The organism is Comamonas sp. A7-5 (assembly GCF_039581385.1).
Taxonomy (GTDB): Bacteria; Pseudomonadota; Gammaproteobacteria; order Burkholderiales; family Burkholderiaceae_C; genus Comamonas; species Comamonas thiooxydans.
Genome location: NZ_JBCPWO010000004.1, coordinates 207,105 through 224,447 on the forward strand (window position 1 = coordinate 207,105; position 17,343 = coordinate 224,447).

The 17,343-nt window shown below is 49.2% G+C and carries 12 protein-coding genes; all 12 read right to left on the minus strand.

Annotated features, from left to right (window positions below; genetic code table 11):
* Positions 1–71 precede the first annotated feature (71 nt).
* Positions 72–1,379 (minus strand): glycosyltransferase family A protein, encoded by a 1,308-nt coding sequence (locus AAIL67_RS08990; RefSeq protein WP_343483939.1) that lies wholly within the window; start codon positions 1,377–1,379, stop codon positions 72–74.
* Between the two features lie 179 nt (positions 1,380–1,558).
* The gene (gene pgi, locus AAIL67_RS08995; RefSeq protein WP_343483814.1) at positions 1,559–3,106 is read right to left on the minus strand and encodes a glucose-6-phosphate isomerase; all 1,548 of its coding nucleotides are present in this window, start codon (positions 3,104–3,106) and stop codon (positions 1,559–1,561) included.
* Positions 3,107–3,359: 253 nt separating this feature from the next.
* Positions 3,360–4,226 carry a UTP--glucose-1-phosphate uridylyltransferase GalU gene (galU, locus tag AAIL67_RS09000; RefSeq protein WP_343483815.1) on the minus strand — a complete coding sequence of 289 codons (867 nt, stop codon included), beginning with the start codon at positions 4,224–4,226 and terminating at the stop codon, positions 3,360–3,362.
* A 31-nt stretch (positions 4,227–4,257) separates the two neighbouring features.
* A complete protein-coding gene (locus tag AAIL67_RS09005; RefSeq protein WP_343483816.1) occupies positions 4,258–5,427 on the minus strand; it encodes a nucleotide sugar dehydrogenase in 1,170 nt (389 codons plus the stop codon).
* Between the two features lie 12 nt (positions 5,428–5,439).
* Positions 5,440–6,312: a polysaccharide lyase gene (locus tag AAIL67_RS09010; RefSeq protein ID WP_343483817.1), complete on the minus strand. Its 873-nt coding sequence runs from the start codon at positions 6,310–6,312 to the stop codon at positions 5,440–5,442.
* A 79-nt stretch (positions 6,313–6,391) separates the two neighbouring features.
* Positions 6,392–7,123: a hypothetical protein gene (locus tag AAIL67_RS09015; RefSeq protein WP_343483818.1), complete on the minus strand. Its 732-nt coding sequence runs from the start codon at positions 7,121–7,123 to the stop codon at positions 6,392–6,394.
* A gap of 88 nt (positions 7,124–7,211) precedes the next feature.
* Positions 7,212–9,059 (minus strand): glycosyltransferase, encoded by a 1,848-nt coding sequence (locus tag AAIL67_RS09020; protein ID WP_343483819.1) that lies wholly within the window; start codon positions 9,057–9,059, stop codon positions 7,212–7,214.
* 15 nt (positions 9,060–9,074) lie between these two features.
* A complete protein-coding gene (gene wecC, locus AAIL67_RS09025; RefSeq protein WP_343483820.1) occupies positions 9,075–10,334 on the minus strand; it encodes a UDP-N-acetyl-D-mannosamine dehydrogenase in 1,260 nt (419 codons plus the stop codon).
* 43 nt (positions 10,335–10,377) lie between these two features.
* The gene (wecB, locus tag AAIL67_RS09030) at positions 10,378–11,496 is read right to left on the minus strand and encodes a UDP-N-acetylglucosamine 2-epimerase (non-hydrolyzing) (RefSeq protein ID WP_343483821.1); all 1,119 of its coding nucleotides are present in this window, start codon (positions 11,494–11,496) and stop codon (positions 10,378–10,380) included.
* Entirely contained in the window at positions 11,497–13,083 is a 1,587-nt protein-coding gene (locus AAIL67_RS09035; RefSeq protein WP_343483822.1) for a glycosyltransferase, read from the minus strand. It lies immediately after the preceding gene.
* Between the two features lie 2 nt (positions 13,084–13,085).
* A complete protein-coding gene (locus tag AAIL67_RS09040; RefSeq protein WP_343483823.1) occupies positions 13,086–15,083 on the minus strand; it encodes a hypothetical protein in 1,998 nt (665 codons plus the stop codon).
* 67 nt (positions 15,084–15,150) lie between these two features.
* A complete protein-coding gene (locus tag AAIL67_RS09045; RefSeq protein ID WP_343483824.1) occupies positions 15,151–17,334 on the minus strand; it encodes a chromosome partitioning protein ParA in 2,184 nt (727 codons plus the stop codon).
* Positions 17,335–17,343: the final 9 nt, after the last annotated feature.

The following is a 17,343-nucleotide window of genomic DNA, read 5'->3' on the forward strand; positions in this document are numbered from 1 at the left end:
AGGAATGCGAAATATTCCTCTCGAAAAAATGCCAATTCTTTCCGACACCAGGCTCTCACATAAAAGCGGGTTTACTGTTTGCCGCCGGCGCGCTGCATCTGTTGCTGGACCTGATCCTGCACGGCCCTGACCTGCTCTGGCTTGACACAGATTTCCTCAGGCGCGGCGAAGAGGCGGCCTGCAGACAAAGTCTCCAGATCCAGGGGCAGGCTAGGTGCCTTGCCGTGGCGCAAACAATCCAGATGCCAGTTCGCCCAAGCCTCCCAGTAAGCCAGCCGCTGCGGTGAAACACCCGCATCCGAATAGCCTGTGTCTTCTGCGGTCATCAGCGACCCCACACGGTGCGAACCCAATGCCAGCGGCTTCGCAATGCGTTTGACGGCGGCTTTTCCAAATACCAGCCGCAGCCGCGCATGAAACTCGCTGTCCGCTCCCGTTCTCACGCAGTCCCAGGCACCCATGCGCTGCAACACCAGCTCACGCCGGAACATCGGTGAAGAGGGATTCAGCCGCATCAAGGTATGCACGGGACGGGCATAGAAAACGCCATCATCCTGCATACGCACCCAATGCGAAGTTGTTGCTACCAGCGAAGCGTCTTCCAACAATGGGCGCACCTGCATTTCGATCTTCAGCGGGTGCGACCAATCGTCAGAATCGTGGCATGTCACAAACTCTCCACGTGCAAGCTGCAGACCCATGCTCTTGGCCAGGTAAGTACCGCCATTCGTTTGCAGCCGCAGCAGCTTCACGCGTGCGTCCTTTTGCGCCCACCTCTCCACCAACTCGGGGGTATCGTCAGTGCTGGCATCATCCACCACGATGATCTCCAGATTGCGATAGGTCTGATTCAACAGGGACTCGATCGCCACCGATGCTCTCGCGCCGGTCTGGAACGTCGTCATCAAGACCGAAACCAAAGGGCCATCCGCCGCTGCCGGCAAGTCGGGCAATTTCACATTGCATGGGCCGGGTGCCTCATGCGGGTTGCGTAGTGCCAACGGCGGCAGGCCATAAGCAGCAAAAAAAAGATTGAGCCGTTCCAGTTGCTGCTCAGGCCGATCTGGGCTCGCCATCGTCTGATAGAGAAACAACTCTGGATAGCGCGCTGCCTGACCGCTGCTTCGGGCATCAGCCAACAACGCACACGCTCGCTGAGTCTGGTTTGTGCGCAACAAAAGCGCAGCATGCAGAGCTGGAGATGCGGCCTCTTGCACAGACTCCAGCAATTGCAGAGCCTCTACAGGCATGAAAGGCGCCAAGGCATCGGCCAATGCGACGCGCAAGCGTGCCGGAGTCCCCCGCCATTGCGCCGCCGCCAGCATCTTGCGCGCGCGGTCATGCTGGCCGCATGCGGCCAGAGAAACCACGGCAGGCATGACATGGCGCCTGCGACCCGGCTGCAGCGGCAGTGCCGCCACCGTGGCATACATGCCCATCCGGTAATACGCCCAGGGCAACCAGCTATTAAGCCCATTCAAAGAGCTAGTTCCAGCCTCGGCCAGGGCTCGGGCAAAATCGCCGCGCAGCAGATGCAGGAAACCACGCAAGGCCTTCATCAGACTTGCTCCGTTTCCGGGCAGCAATACGCCAGCAATCCCGCCGTGGAAGCATCAAGCCCCGACAGATCGCCGGAGTCCATGCGCGCGCGCAAGTCCCTGGCCAGCGTCTTGCCCAGCTCCACCCCCCACTGGTCAAAGCTGTTGATACCCCATACCGTGCCTGCCACAAACACCCGATGCTCATGCAGGGCCAGCAAGGCACCCAGCGACTCGGGAGTCAATGCATCCAGCAACATGAAGGTACTAGGGCGATTGCCCGGAAAATCCTGATGCCCGGCCAGTTGCCCAGGCCCTGCCTTGCTTCCCTGCATCAGCGCCTGAGCCTGGGCCAGTGCATTGGCCAGCAAGGCCTCCTGATGCTCGGGCAAGCCGTGGGCCGCCGTGCGAGCGGCAATGAACTCCACCGGAATACGCTGGGTTCCCTGGTGCAACCACTGAAAGAAAGCATGCTGACCATTGCTGCCGGGCTCACCCCAAACCATGCCGGTTGTTGGATAGCCCACAGGCGTGCCATCTGCACGCACCTGCTTGCCATTGCTCTCCATCTCGAGCTGCTGCAGATAAGCCGGCAGTCGGCGCAAACCATGGTGATACGGCGCAACGCAGCGCCCCGGCATACGCAGAAAACTGCCGTACCACACATCCAGCAAACCAAGCCATACCGGCGCATTGCGCTCCAGCGGTGCCTGGGCAAAGTGCGCATCCATCTCCGCTGCACCGGCCAGTAAACGCTCGAAAACCGCCGGCCCAACGGCCAGAGCCACTGGCAATCCAACGGCAGACCAGATGGAAAAGCGCCCGCCAATTCCCTCCGGGATATGCAGCGTCTGCGTAAAGCCGTTCTGACGGGCAATATCCTCGCGCGAAGACACGGCAACAAAGTGATCCGGCCAATGCAGATCACCAGCCGCACATACCCAGGCCTTGGCCGATGCCATATTGCGCTGTGTCTCGGCCGTGGACCAGGACTTGGAAGCCACGATGAACAATGTCCGCTCGGGCTCCAGCCCTTGAAGCGCCTGCTGCAGATCATGGCCGTCCATATTGGACACCACGTGCACACGCGGCCCGCCTTGACACCAGGGTTGCAGTGCCTGCAGCAGCAACTCTGGCCCCAAGCCCGAGCCGCCAATGCCGATATGCACCACATCCGTAAAACGAGCCTGTTCACGCAACTGCTGCGCCAAAGTCAGCATGGCGCGCAGGCCGACGTGGCATTCTTCCTCCGGCATGGAGCAGCTCTGCGGCGCCAAAGGAGCACGCAAGCGCACATGCAAGGCCGGGCGCTGCTCGGTCTCGTTCACCACGGCCCCGGCATACAAAGCATCGCGCCGCTGCGCCAAACCGGCCTCCCTGGCCAATTGCAGCAAGGCCTCCAGCACAGCCTCATCCCACAAGGACTTGGAGCAATCCAGCAAAACATGAGGTGCCTGCAAGCTCAAACACTCAAACCGGCCAGGGCTGCCCAGTGCCTGTTGCAGATTCAGCGTTTGCTCGCAAACGGCAGCCCTGGATCTCAGCGCCTGCCAAATGGGTGTATCCACACTCAAAACTTCATCCTTGTCAAATCACATTTTGCAGGCCTTGCCTGCATTAGCTCTTGAAAAAGTAGCCTTCTGCGCACGTCCCAAAATGGTTTCAAACGATTTGTTATATGAAACCCATCAAGCACGAACGCCAGTAGCTATGCTTTTAGAGCAAGCGACACAACCCTGAGGAAACGCAGCCCGAAGCGTAAACAGCAAAACGGCTGCCGTCGTACTTCGGACCGGATCGTAAGGATTGCGCTAACGCTTTCTAGTCTCGCAGCGACTGAAGCAGCGCCTCGAACTGTTCCCCCACCTCAGGGTGCTTGCGTGCCATGGCCAGCGTGGCTTCCAGGTAGCCGATCTTGGAGCCGCAGTCATAGCGCTTGCCCTGATAGCGGTAGGCCAGCACCTGCTCTTCCTTCATCAGTTCGGCAATCCCGTCGGTAAGCTGGATCTCTCCACCAGCGCCCCGACCCAGGCGCGCCAGATGATGGAAGATACGCGGCGTAAGCACATAGCGCCCCACCACGGCCAGCGTGGAAGGCGCTTCTTCAGGCTTTGGCTTTTCCACAATCGCATGCACGGCCTCCAGGCCTTCCTTGAGAGGCTTGCTATCCACGATGCCGTAGCTGCGCGTGTCTTCGCGCGGCACTTGCTGCACACCCAGCACCGAGCACTTGTAGTAGTCGTACACGTCCACCATCTGGCGCATCACCGCCGGCTCGCCATCCAGCAAATCATCAGCCAGCAACACGGCAAACGGCTCATTGCCCACTACAGGCTGTGCACACAGCACGGCATGACCGAGACCCAAGGCCTCAGCCTGGCGAATGAAGACGCACTTCATGTCTGAAGGCATCAGGCTGCGCACATAGTTGAGCATCTCGGTCTTGCCGCGACGCTCCAGCTCATTTTCCAGCTCGTAGGCCTTGTCGAAATGGTCTTCGATGCTGCGCTTGCTTCTGCCTGTCACGAACACCATTTCCTTGATGCCCGCAGCCAGGGCTTCTTCCACCGCATACTGAATCAGCGGCTTATCAACCACTGGCAGCATCTCCTTGGGGCTAGCCTTGGTGGCAGGTAGAAAACGGGTTCCCATGCCCGCGACCGGGAAAACTGCTTTTGTGACCTTCATCGTTGCAAACCTTTAATGAACAAATGACGGCTCACGCATCGCCACCAAACAAATCACGTGTATAGACCTTGTGCGGCACGTCGACCAGCTCATCCACCACGCGGTTAGCCACAATCACATCAGCAATCTGCTTGAACTCCGACAAATCCTTGACAACCCGAGAGTGGAAGAAATCGGGAGCATCGAGCACAGGCTCATACACCACCACCTCGACACCCTTGGCCTTGAGGCGCTTCATCACCCCCTGGACGGAAGAAGCACGGAAATTGTCCGAGCCTGCCTTCATCACCAGGCGGTAGATACCCACCACTTTGGGACTGCGCTTCAGGATATCGTCCGCCACAAAATCCTTGCGGGTGCGGTTCGACTCCACAATCGCATGCATCAGGCTCTGCGGAACATCGGCATAGTTGGCCAGCAACTGCTTGGTGTCCTTGGGCAGGCAATAACCGCCGTAACCAAACGATGGGTTGTTGTAGTGCCCGCCAATGCGCGAGTCGAGACTGACGCCTTCAATGATCTGGCGCGTATCGAGCCCATGCACAGCCGCATAGGTATCCAGTTCATTGAAATACGCGACGCGCATGGCCAGATAGGTATTGGCAAACAGCTTGATGGCCTCGGCCTCGGTGCTGTCCGTCAGCAATACCTGCACATCCTTTTTGATGGCTCCCTCGCACAGCAGATCGGCAAACTGCTGACCGCGCTCGGAACGCTCCCCCACCACGATGCGGCTGGGATGCAGGTTGTCATACAGCGCTTTGCCTTCACGCAGAAACTCCGGCGAAAAAATAATGTTCTCGCAACCGAGCTGCTCTTTCAAACGCTTGGTAAAGCCCACAGGCACTGTCGACTTGATCACCATCACCGCATCCGGATTGATGGCCATCACCTCTCGTGCCACCGACTCCACTGACTTGGTATTGAAGTACTGCGTTTGAGGGTCGTAATCCGTAGGCGTGGCGATGATGACAAAGTCCGCACCAATATAGGCATCCTGCTTATTTAGCGTGGCACGGAAGTTCAGCTTCTTTTCTGCCAGGAAACTCTGAATCTCGGCATCCACAATAGGAGACTTCCTGTCATTGAGCAGAGCTACTTTACGCTCGTCAATATCAAGCGCCACAACCTCATGATGCTGCGCCAGCAACATGGCATTGGAAAGGCCAACATACCCTGTACCTGCAATTGAAATTTTCATAAAATCAGAAGATTAGTTTTTCAACTCGTTAATAGAAAAGTCATCGAAATATGCACACTCCACTTTATATTGCCCATCTGCCGTTCTGGGTGCCCACTCAGGTGAATGTCCTCCAAAAAAAGTACTAAATAAAAATTTTTGAATTAACCCATCTCGTCCCTCAACAGATCTAAATTTAATCCCTTCATGTCTGATGACCTCATTCCCATCGACAAAAACATAAATTTTTCCGTTTTCTTGACTAGCGGGCTCGTTCAATATGACGTTCATTCTAATTTTATAGTATCGACCAGGTTCAAACCTAAAATCTCCTGCCTTTTTTGTATCACCATACTTTCTCGGCATATTTTGATGATACACATATGTCATCAACTGCCCACCTTTATAAAACTCTAATCGCGCACTCCAACCTAGCGGTGTAGTTTTCTCGCCGCCTGCAACAGGATTTAAAGGTCCGAGCCCCAAAAGCTTGCCTCCTTTTGCGAAGTCAAAATTTTCACAAAATCTAACTGCAAAAGAAAGCGAATAGGCCAACCCAGGATTCTCTAAATTTTCTCTAAGCACTATCCGCTGACTTCCAATCTCATTGCCTATATATTTAATCTTTATCGCATTAGACCCATCGATACCCTGCCCAGGAACTAATTTTATCAATTTATGTCGAGCAAGGTCGCTACCTATTTTCGTAAGATCATTATCAAAATTCTCAACCCATGCATAAGCAGAATTTTGACAAATAACAAAAAATATTATAAAAATTACCTGTTTTACAAACACATTCCTCATAGCCCTCGAAAAATGAAAAATACACTCAGAACATCTAGCTGCAATTTTCCTCCTAACAGCGCGCAAGCGTAAACCATCAAAAAACTTTAAACTTTCCATTTTATATAACTCCTGTTAAAAGTATCTAGCTTCTTGACATATAAGAAAATCTCTATCGCCTGCTCGCTTAAGCCCCTTGTTAATCAACTAAAAGTTCTTTTAGAATTTCAGACACCATTTCTTTTCTTTCTGGTCCATGGCCAGCTGAATCTTCATAGATCCACGTTTTAAATTGAGATGAAAAATTCTTCTCTCTTGATAAATCCAAAAAAGGAAGATAGTGATTCTTGTAATGAAAAAAATCCTTGACATTCTGAATTAGAAAGTATTCAGAGCTAGCCACAGGCGGCCTCAAGCAATTAAAATTCTCGCCATTCTCAAGAATAGCAACTCCTTTACCGCCCTCACCTGGGAAAGCGACCTGAAAATACTCATTCACATGACGCTCATGATATTTCAAAATATCAGTTTGTGGATTAATAGCAACAGCAGTGACATTTTCCATCCTACCGGCCAGCCGTAAACTTGCGTACCCCCCCGCAGAAGATCCCCAAGAAAATAATTTTTTTAATTTCCTACTTCTTAATACATCAAGTATTAAGGCATCAACTGCCGACTCGACATCATACCCCCTCCCACCTGCATACCATCCAATAGATATATTTTCGTTTTGCTCAAGCAACGGATCGGAAATATAGAGACAATTCCCCGGAAACTCAGAAGCCCAACTAATTCTCTGAAAATGCGGGTAAGCCTTCGATCTATCAGCAGCACCATTAAAGAAAACAAATAGATTATCAGACTCTTTATCTATCAGAGAGTATTTGATAGAAACATTTGATTTATTAAATACTTTTGCTAAGGCTTTCATATTTTTATATATAGGCTTATATAAATATCATGGGATCTATGAGGAAAATAAAATTCCACATAAACCCCAAATTAATTATATAAATTTATTAAATGTAAATTCCCGAAAAATCCAGACCTTCTTTTAAGTTGTGCAGCTTAGAGATGAATTCATCATCCTCTATCTTCCAAGTATGCTGTGCAGAGTCCGAATATCGCATATGAACAAAGTTAAAAGGGTCTGTCGATAGGATTTTTACCTTCTTTTCCAAAACTGACTTAATGAATAATGAATCAGTCCCCTGCCTCACTTTTTCAAACTGAATATCTCCTGTCCTCCGTCTATCCCAGACCAAAGTCCCACCGTGAACCCTTTTTACCATCCTATAATGCTTGCCGGGAAAGCGTATACCTGTTTTATTGATACTTTCAACATAACAAAAATAACTCCCCTTACCCACAACACCGGCATCTGAATACTTCAGAGCAAGTAAAGCATCTGAAATATATGATGGCCCATAATAATCGTCATCATCTATTTTGGCGACGATAGGCATATCGGCATTCTCTAGAGCCAAATTTAAACCGTCAGCCAGCACGGTATTTTCCGAGGGAACGTTAAGAATTTTCAGTTCAAATCGGGAGGAGAATGCGTTTCTTATTTCAAGCTCATCAAACCCTTCGCCGTGCATAACAAATATAATTTGTATTTTTTTAGCAACTTGCTCGTTCATCAGCTTTGAGATTTGCTGTAAGAAATGAGGGCGCTTCGAAACAATAATTACGGAAATTCCATCTGCCTCAACTTTCAATGAGGATCGAAGACCTATTTTATTAAAAATCTCAACTAAACGATGACGGTAAGTGTGATGTGTATGAACTAGGCGAATCGCTTTGACTCCCCTACTCAATGCATTCATCTCATTATTTAGAATATATTCAATTTTTTCAGCCGCATCATTTTTAGAATTAACAACTTCAACTATATCTGAAAATTTTCCTTTAAATGCAGGTGAGGGATTGGATATAATTGGTGTTCCACATGCAGAAAGCTCATAAATTCTACGAGCGACCATTGTTGGAGAGTCCTCAACCGAATTCACGTTGATCATCAAAGAGTATTTTTTATAAACTCTTTCAGAAATTTCAGAATAAGGCACCGCCTCAATAACTGCAGAATTATATTCTGCCGGAAATTTTAGTTTTGCGTCATGCGAGGACGCATATCTATCGTAAATATCCAATATCCCATTTTCCATAGGATAATCAAACATTGTCTCCAGCCAGCGGGCCCGAGCCGGGTATTTTGTGCCATTCCAACTTCCGGCAAATGCAACTTTACTTATTCTGTCTTTATTAATAACGGGGTTATGAAGTGTCGGTTGAGCGGCGAAAGGCAACACAAAAACTCTATCATGCCCCAATTCATTTTTATATCTTGGAATACAGCCTTCATCCGTGGTGAAAACAAAATCGAAGTACTTTGCTGCCTCAATAAATACGTCAAAATTAACAGGGTCTTCTTTATTCCAGAAAACTGTCGGAATACCTTTTTCTTTACAGAAATCCAAAGCAGCTTTCAGATCACTTCCATGCTTTCCGTGAAATTTTGTTAGCGCATACGACCAAGTTTCAGCATTTCCTCTCCAAGCTGATTCAGAAAATAGAAAATCAAAATCACCGGACTCAATTTGTTCTTTCCAATTCTTTCTATCTAAACGCTCCAAATCTAAATCAGGCGAAAAACAGGTCTCCGAAAACTCATCCAAAAGCGTTAAAGCCTTTATCGACTTTTTTCTCTTACCCTTCAATGCGATATTTTTTTTACAAAGATCTAAATTATATTTAAAGAGCTGCTCACCAAAAATATTAGAAAGTTTTTCGTACAACTTCAAAGAAGTCTCATAATTTCCATTTAAATACGCAGAAAATGCTTTTTTAGTAAGCAGCTCATTCATATAATTTACTCCTAATTAACCCAGAAGGCCCACAGCGTCAATTATATTTTGACATTCACGTATATGATTTTTATCTCGCAAAAATTCCTTATGCTTAACGAGAATACAAATCACGTCTGCCTCCCTCATGGCAACACCCAATTCCCTATAAAGAAATCCATTTTCCATCACTTGATGATGCTCATCAATGTTTGGTTCAACAACTAATGTCGTGCATCCGATCTTTTGTATATTCTTCGAAATTTGAACTGCAGGGCTTTCTCGCAAATCATCAATATCAGGCTTAAATGCTAATCCCAAGCAAGCGATCTTTATGTCTTTGAGGCTTCTTGATGGATTATGTTTTAATACATCGGTGATTGCGCCTTTGACTTTATCCAGCACCCACTCAGGTTTATGATCATTTACTTCGCGAGCAGTGCGAATAAGGCGAGCCTGCTCTGGATTACTCGCAACAATAAACCATGGGTCCACTGCAATGCAGTGACCACCAACGCCTGCACCTGGCTGCAGAATGTTGACACGTGGATGGCGATTGGCAAGTGCAATTAGCTCCCAAACATTAATATCTAACTGGTCGCAAATCATCGACAGTTCATTGGCAAACGCGATATTCACATCGCGAAAGCTATTTTCTGTTAATTTGCACATTTCCGCTGTACGAGCATTGGTAATGATGCAATCACCTTCTACAAAAGTCTTGTACAAGGCTACGGCCATTTCACTTGCTTTCTTAGTCATGCCGCCGATAACGCGATCGTTGGTGACGAGTTCACGCACTACGTGCCCAGGGAGCACACGTTCAGGGCAATGGGCTACTTGCACATCAGCGCTCTCACCCACCTGCTGCGGGAAAGTGAGATCAGGACGCGCCTCTGCTAACCAAGCTGCCATTTGCTCCGTGGCACCCACAGGCGAGGTTGATTCAAGTACTACCAAATTGCCTTTTCGCAGAATTGGAGCAATCGACTTTGCTGCAGCTTCAATGTAGCTCAAATCAGGTTGATGATTATCCTTAAAAGGTGTTGGTACAGCAATCAAAAATGCGTCGGCAGTTTCAGGCTTTGTAGTTGCACGCAGCCAACCTTCAGTAACAGCAGCATGTACTAGAATGTCAAGTTCTGGCTCAACAATGTGAATTTTGCCTTGGTTAATCGTATCCACTGCATGCTGGCTGACGTCCACACCAATTACTTTTTTCTTGCGAGATGCAAACAAAGTGGCGGTAGGTAGGCCGATATAGCCCAAGCCAATCATTGAGATGGTTTCAAACATACTGACAGTTTCCAAATAAAGAAATGGAGAGAAAGAAAAGGAATTAAGCGAAAGCTTGCAATAGCTGGGAAATGCGTGTTCCTGCCTGGCCGTCACCATAAGGGTTATGGGCGCGAGCCATGGCTTGGTAAGCAACAGAACTATCTAGAAGTTCCGTCGCTTGCTGCACAATAGTTTCAGTATTAGTGCCAACCAACTTGACTGTGCCAGCATCCACTGCTTCAGGACGCTCCGTAGTATCGCGCATGACCAGTACAGGCTTACCCAAAGATGGGGCCTCCTCCTGTACACCGCCAGAATCGGTAATCAACAAAGTGCAACGATCCATGAGATACACGAAGGGCAGATAGTCTTGCGGCTCTATCAGTACCACATTGGGGACATTGCCCAAAATGCGGCGCACTGGCTCCTGCACCTGAGGATTCAAATGAACTGGGTACACAATCTGCACGTCGCTACGCTGCGCAAGCTGAGCCAGCGCATGGCAAATATTTTCAAAGCCCTGACCAAAGTTTTCACGGCGGTGGCCAGTCACCAGAATCAGGCGTTTGGCAGGGTCTATGAAACCAAATTGTTCAGCAAAACGCTGCTGCAATGCTGTGTCGGTACGTACACGCTGCACGACATCAAGCAAAGCATCAATCACGGTATTACCTGTGACATGAATAGTATGAGGCGCCACACCTTCAGCCAGTAAATTGGCTTGTGCCTTAGGAGTGGGAGCAAAGTGAATGTCTGCAATCGCCCCTGTCAGGCAGCGGTTCATTTCCTCAGGCCATGGAGCATATTTGTTATGTGTGCGCAGACCCGCCTCCACATGGCCCACCTTGATCTTGGCGTAATATGCCGACAAGCTGGCGGCCATGGTGGTGGTGGTATCACCATGCACCAAAATAATATCGGGCTGCCACTGTTTATATACGTCCCGCATACCCAGTAAGACATTGCTCGTAATGTCGGAAAGATCTTGACCCGGCTTCATCAGATCCAAATCGAAATCTGGTTGAATATTGAAAATATCCAAAACCTGATCCAACATTTGGCGATGCTGGGCTGTTACACAGACTTTTGCATCCAATGCAGTATTCGCGGCCAAAGCCTTAACCACAGGTGCCATTTTTATGGCCTCGGGCCTGGTCCCAAAAACAGTAAGCACTTTCATTTATTTCCCCATTATTAAACCTGCATATTGATGAATAATTTTTTCACCAACGTAACTTTTATTGTAATATTTTTCTATATGTTGGCTAATGAGCCTGCTGCTTAGAGCATATTTTTTATTAGACGGTGTATAGCATTCATTTAAAAAATCAATTACTTCTTCAAAAGAAGAAGCTAAATTATGTGAACCATACCCCCCAAAGTTACTATAAGCAGCATCGGTGAAATTTTTCCAGTTTTTCACCAACATAAAACCCTCTCGGCCGGAGAATACTGTAGAGCAGCCACTAGCCAGAGATTCAATCCCACTTCTACCTGCTGCAATTACAAAATGAGTTTTATGAAGCAATCTCGCTAAAGACTTCCTATTCAGCCAACCCATATACTCTATATGTTCATCATTATCGAATGTTCTTTTACTAAATTCTTTCAAATCAATCAGCAAAGGTCCATCACCGGCCACTCTCCATTTAAATAATGGAATTTCCTTGGCAGCCTGCTTTTCCCATATTTTTTTTAGAAGATCTATACCATCTTTTTTATCAACATCTACTCTCCCAACAAAAGATGCGCAGAAATTTTCACCCTTTAATTCATCGTTTCCAAACTCCAAAACATCTACTCCATTTGGAATAAAAATTATTTTAGATTTAGCATTTGGAATCTTACTCAGTAAGTTATCTCTTATAAATTGCGAAACAACGACAACAAGATCGACCTTCTCAATATAACCAGAAATACCATCATCCCATCTTCCATGTACAGTCATAACGAGTGGACAATTGGCCATTTCAGCCAGTCTTATACCCACCTTCCTACTTGGCCCTGGATGACAATGAACTAGATCATAGCCCGTTAAGCAATCATGAATGGCTTTTTCAAATCCAATAATCTCATAATCAACCTGAATAACGCGAATTCCGCTAGCAAGAAGTTCCTCACCGAAATCTGATTTCGGACAAATAACAACGGGCTCACCAGAAGACTCTAGGATCGAATTTACCGTATCTCTCACATTTTCATGAAGACCACCACCCAAAAGATTTCGGAACCAAAGAACTATTAATATTCTTTTTCCCGAAAGTAGCTTATTTTTCCCTTTAACATTATTTTCTTTCTCTGAAAGAATAATATCTTTCTTTTGAAAGTGATTTTTCACAGAAATTACTTCTGCTTTTTCTTGAAAATATTCATCATTAGAAAGAATTGCTTTTTCAAAGAAGTACAACGCCCTCTTACTATCACCCACAAAATTAGCTGAACGACTGAGACTAATGTAGCTACCAGAGATCAACAATCTCCCAACCAGCTCTTTGCTCGCTCCCCACCTCATCGACATATCGATAAGTTTTCTTGCTTTGGTAATATTTCCGATCTGATAAAGAGCAACTGCAACCAAAATAGCCAGTTCAGCTCGATTCAGACTATTTCTTAGCAATCCCTCCTTTAATTGAGAAAGATTTTCCCAATCTCCACGCCGCCACTGAGCACGACTAACCTCCAACAACTCTGAAAGAATTTCGCTGTTTTCACCAGTGACTCGCGCCATTCTATTTATTGATCTTGCTGTTGGAATATTTCTACGCACAATTACTCCCCGTTCCAACGCGATAAGATATCTTTAGTCATTTCTATATGACATTCTGCTTGATCCAATTCGAGCTGAATTTTTTCTCTATTTTTTTTATCTATCTTTATCTCATGCAATTCAAATTGAAGTCTTATAAGCTCTTTTTGTTTAATTAATAATTTTTCTGTCGCTATCTTCAATTGCGTATCTGCATCATTCTTAGCTTGAACGAGTTTTTGAATTTTTTCTTCATAAGCCAAGTTCAACTTAACCCCCTCATCCTTACTCTGGCTAAGTAGTGCAACTTGATGTACTCGCTCTTGCTCCTGCCTTTCAATTGCTCTCTTTGCATGAGTCAGTTGCTCGATCTGAATCTGACGCTCCTGCGCCAGATTTCTTTGATGATCATGCGCCTTTCCAACCTGCTCCAATTGCTGGACCCGCTCCTTCAACTGCTTTTCAGCCGCAATAATAGCCTGTGTCAGTTGCTCGATCTGCACCTGCCGCTCCTGCGCCAATTCGCTTTGCCGATCACGCATCTTGCCTAATTGCTCCAATTGCTGGGCCCACTCCTGTGATTGCTTTTCGGCCACAGCCTTGGCTTTAGTCAGTTGCTCGACCTGAACCCTACGCTCCTGCGATAACTGAACCTGCTCATCACTCAGCTTTTTGAGATGCTCAATTTCCTGAGCTCGCTCCTGCAACTGCATCTCGGCAGCAGCCATAGCCTGTTGCAGTTGCTTGGCCTGTTCCTGAAGCCCCTGTGCCAGCTTGACCTGCTCGTCACGCGCCTTGCCGAGCGGCTCTAGCTGCTGACCTAGTTCCTCGGATAGCTTTTCGGCAGCAGCTTTGACCAGAATCAGTTGCTCGATCTGTGCCTGACGCTCCTGCGCCAACTTAGCCTGTTCGTCATGCGCCTTGCCAAGTTGCTCCAGTTGCTGGGCTCGTTCCTGCGATTGCTTGTCAACAGCGGCCTTGGCCTGAGTCAGCTGCTCGATCTGAGCCAAACGATCTTGCGCCAGTTTGGCTTGCTCATCACGCGCCTTGCCAAGCTGCTCCAGTTGCTGCGCCCGCTCCTGCAAGTGCTTGTTAGCAGCGGCCTTGGTCCGAGTCAGTTGCTCTATCTGCGCTTGATGCTCCTGCACCCGCTTGGCTTGCTCATCACGCACCTTGCCGAGCTGCTCCAACTGCTGAACTCGCTCTTGCGATTGCGTCTCCACAATCAGCTTGGCCTGAGTCAGTCGCTCAATCTGCGCCTGGAACTCCTGCAACAACTTTGCCTGCTCTTCGCCATCGAGACGCAGCTTTTGGCATTCGCTGTGATGTGTTTGCACCTGGGCATGCAAGGCCGCCCGTGCATCTCTCACAAACAACGCATACCCGATGCCTGGATGGCGAGTGGCCTCGAGTGCAACCTGCACCATGCCTTTTTGCTGAAGAAGTTCTGCCACTTCTTCCAGACTTGCGCCAACAGGCACTGATTGAAGTTCCCCAAGCAAGACTCTTGCAATGACTACATCGACCAGATCCAGCTTGCTGGACGCGCGCAGCAGCTCCCCTGCTGGCAGGCAGTCAATAATCAGCCAATGTCGTTCACCGAGTGGCCGCTCGGCCTCTTCACCCAGATCACCATACACCGTGTCCAGGGTAATGGCGCTCAGCTCTCTAATCTCTTCGGTTTGAAGATTCGGCCAAAGATTCAAGAGCGACTGGGGCTCCAACAGGCCACTTTCCTGCTGGCTGCTGGTGACAAAAAAGGAAGCCGTACCTGGTTGTGCTCCAACCAAGGCATTGTGTATTTCGCAGTGTCGAACACGTTCGCCCAACGCGTTCAATGTGCGCTGCAGCATCGCATACTGCAAGGGCTCCGCTTCTATCAATGTCACCCTGGACTTGCCGGCTTGATGTACCAGCCATTGCGCCCAAACGCCTTTGCCGTTGCCTGCCCCCACCAGGGCAATATGTCCTGAGGGCATTAGTACATTCAAATGCTCCAGCCAGGGGATGATGGTATTCATTGGGCTACTCATAAAAATTCTGCCATTTCAGCCACACTCAGCGGCTCCGATTTGTGCATGCAAAACTTCAGTGCGACTGGCGCTCTTTTCTGAATGCCTTCACTTCCGCGTACAGGCTCCAAGGCAGGGAAATACGGCCGCCCAGTGTTTTCGTATTGCTCAACAGACGTGCTCCCAAGCGGTAAGAAAGATGCTGCTTGATCAACTCAGCCTCATGCGCATCCTGATATTGGGCAATAGGGGGCAACTTCAGATCTTTACGTGCTGCTTGGTCCTGCCTAAAACGCTTGGTCTCGGCACTCAAGGCAAATGGCATATTTAACCAGCCGCCAATACTGCGCGATTGCCTGATCATCGTGGAGCCCAGGCGATAAGAGAGCTGCTGCTTCACGCGATCCGCCGCACCGTAATACACCGGTGGCTGCGGCTTCCGCGCGGCTTTGAGCTTGCTGTTTTCTAGGAAGTGGCGCTCCAACTCTTCCTGCACTTTGTGCAATTGGGTCAGCAGCAGTTTGTTTTCTTTTTCCAGATCAATAGCGGCAGAAGCCTTCGCGCCTTGAGCCTGCAATTGTCTTTTCAGCTGTTCTTCGCTTCGCTGCAGTTGCACGGTTTTGTCCTGTGCGGCTTTCAGCTCTGCCTTGACTCTTGGTAATTCGGCTAGAGTCTTTTCCTCCTGCTGAGCCTTGGCCTTACGGCTTATCAGCTCCTGCTGCACCTTCTGCAGTTGCTCCTGCAACGTCTCCTTTTCCCGCCCAACGGCTTCTTGCAAGGCCGCGTTCTTTTCCTTCGCAGCTTTCAGATCGGTCTTGACTTTGTTCAGCTCCGTCAAAGCCTTTTCCTGCTGGATGGCTTGCTGATAGCGGCGTTCAAGCTCTTCCTGCACTTTGTGCAGTTGCTTCAGCAGCAACTGGCTTTCCTCTCCACTTGAATGCAGTTCAGTGACCTTGATTGCTAGCAGGCGCTCCTGCTCCTCTGCACTCTGCTTTGCTTTGACAAGTAAGGTCTGCTTTTCCCGCCCATCAGCTTGCAAGGCGGTGGTCTTTTCCTGCGCAGCTTTCAGATCGGTCTTGACTTTGTGCAGCTCTGCCAAGGCCTTTTCTTGCTGCATAGCCTGCAGATAACGGCTTTCCAGCTCCTCCTGCACTTTGTGCAATTGCTTCAGCAGCAGTTGATTTTCCTGTCCACTGGACTGCAGTTCAGTGACTTTGGCGGCCAGCAGGCGCTCCTGCTCCTGTGCTCTCTGCCGTGCTTTGGCACCGGCCTGATTCAACTGCTCAATCTGCCTCTCACGCTGCTGCACTTGCTGGGCTTGTTCGTCCAGCTCTTTACCCAATTGCTGCAGGCGCTGGGCATGCGCCTGCATGGCAGCCTGTTGCGCGACAAAAGCCGACCAGGCCTGATATCCACGATTGGCCTGCACGCTTGATGCGACCAACTGCCTCCCTGTCTGCGGCTGGCTGCGCTGCGGCAGCGATGCGGCAGCCTGCAACTGCTCATAAAGCTCAATAGCCTGCGGATAGTCTTCCAACAGTTGCTGCGCAAGCCATTGAGCCAGAGGATTGCAATCAAGAGCTTGCTTTTGCTTGCCCACCGGGCCAGCGCTGACCTGTATGAGGTCATTCCCCAGACCCTGGCTATCGTGATCAGCTAACGATTGCGCCTCTTCGATGGGCAATCGAAGTTGGGCATCGACATGCAAGCTGAGCTGCTGCAAATAGCTTTGCGCAGATGCCTTTACCTGCGCTGCGTGAACAAGCAGGCTGCGTTCAGGATTGCGCAAATGAAAATGCAGCAGCGCGGAGTTATAGGCAAGCCAACCATTGACTCTGGCCTCCTGCTCTTGCGGATTCGCGTCAGCATGCTCCATGGCCTGGCGTGTAAACACGCTTTGCGGCTCATCAAACACCAGAACGAACACCGTCTGAGGATCTTGTGACTTCCAGTAATCCAGCAGATAGACTGCCTGTGCATCAGCCCAGCCCCACAAAGGCTGCTCCACATTGGCCAGCATCAAGTCCAGTGCCAGACCCTGCCAGACCGGCGCCACCTCGATCTGCGCAAGCTGATCGGCAACACACACATGCTGCACCGGAACAGCACCATGCACTTTGACCAGCGTTTCACTGATCTGTGCCGGCACAAAGCCTTCGCGCCTGGATGGCTTGGCCTCGGCCATGCCACAGTCCAGCAGCAACTCCTCCACACTCTCAAAACCCGACTGAGGGTGCCCCACCACAATAATTTTTTTCATAGCTCTTCA

Excerpts from the sequence above, each read along its gene's own strand:
- wecB (WP_343483821.1), bottom strand. The coding sequence starts at position 11,496 with ATGAAAGTGCTTACTGTTTTTGGGACCAGGCCCGAGGCCATAAAAATG.
- wecC (WP_343483820.1), bottom strand. The coding sequence starts at position 10,334 with ATGTTTGAAACCATCTCAATGATTGGCTTGGGCTATATCGGCCTACCT.
- AAIL67_RS09040 (WP_343483823.1), bottom strand. The coding sequence starts at position 15,083 with ATGAATACCATCATCCCCTGGCTGGAGCATTTGAATGTACTAATGCCC.
- AAIL67_RS09015 (WP_343483818.1), bottom strand. The coding sequence starts at position 7,123 with ATGAAAGCCTTAGCAAAAGTATTTAATAAATCAAATGTTTCTATCAAA.
- AAIL67_RS09010 (WP_343483817.1), bottom strand. The coding sequence starts at position 6,312 with ATGGAAAGTTTAAAGTTTTTTGATGGTTTACGCTTGCGCGCTGTTAGG.
- galU (WP_343483815.1), bottom strand. The coding sequence starts at position 4,226 with ATGAAGGTCACAAAAGCAGTTTTCCCGGTCGCGGGCATGGGAACCCGT.
- AAIL67_RS08990 (WP_343483939.1), bottom strand. The coding sequence starts at position 1,379 with ATGCCTGCCGTGGTTTCTCTGGCCGCATGCGGCCAGCATGACCGCGCG.
- AAIL67_RS09020 (WP_343483819.1), bottom strand. The coding sequence starts at position 9,059 with ATGAATGAGCTGCTTACTAAAAAAGCATTTTCTGCGTATTTAAATGGA.
- AAIL67_RS09005 (WP_343483816.1), bottom strand. The coding sequence starts at position 5,427 with ATGAAAATTTCAATTGCAGGTACAGGGTATGTTGGCCTTTCCAATGCC.
- AAIL67_RS09045 (WP_343483824.1), bottom strand. The coding sequence starts at position 17,334 with ATGAAAAAAATTATTGTGGTGGGGCACCCTCAGTCGGGTTTTGAGAGT.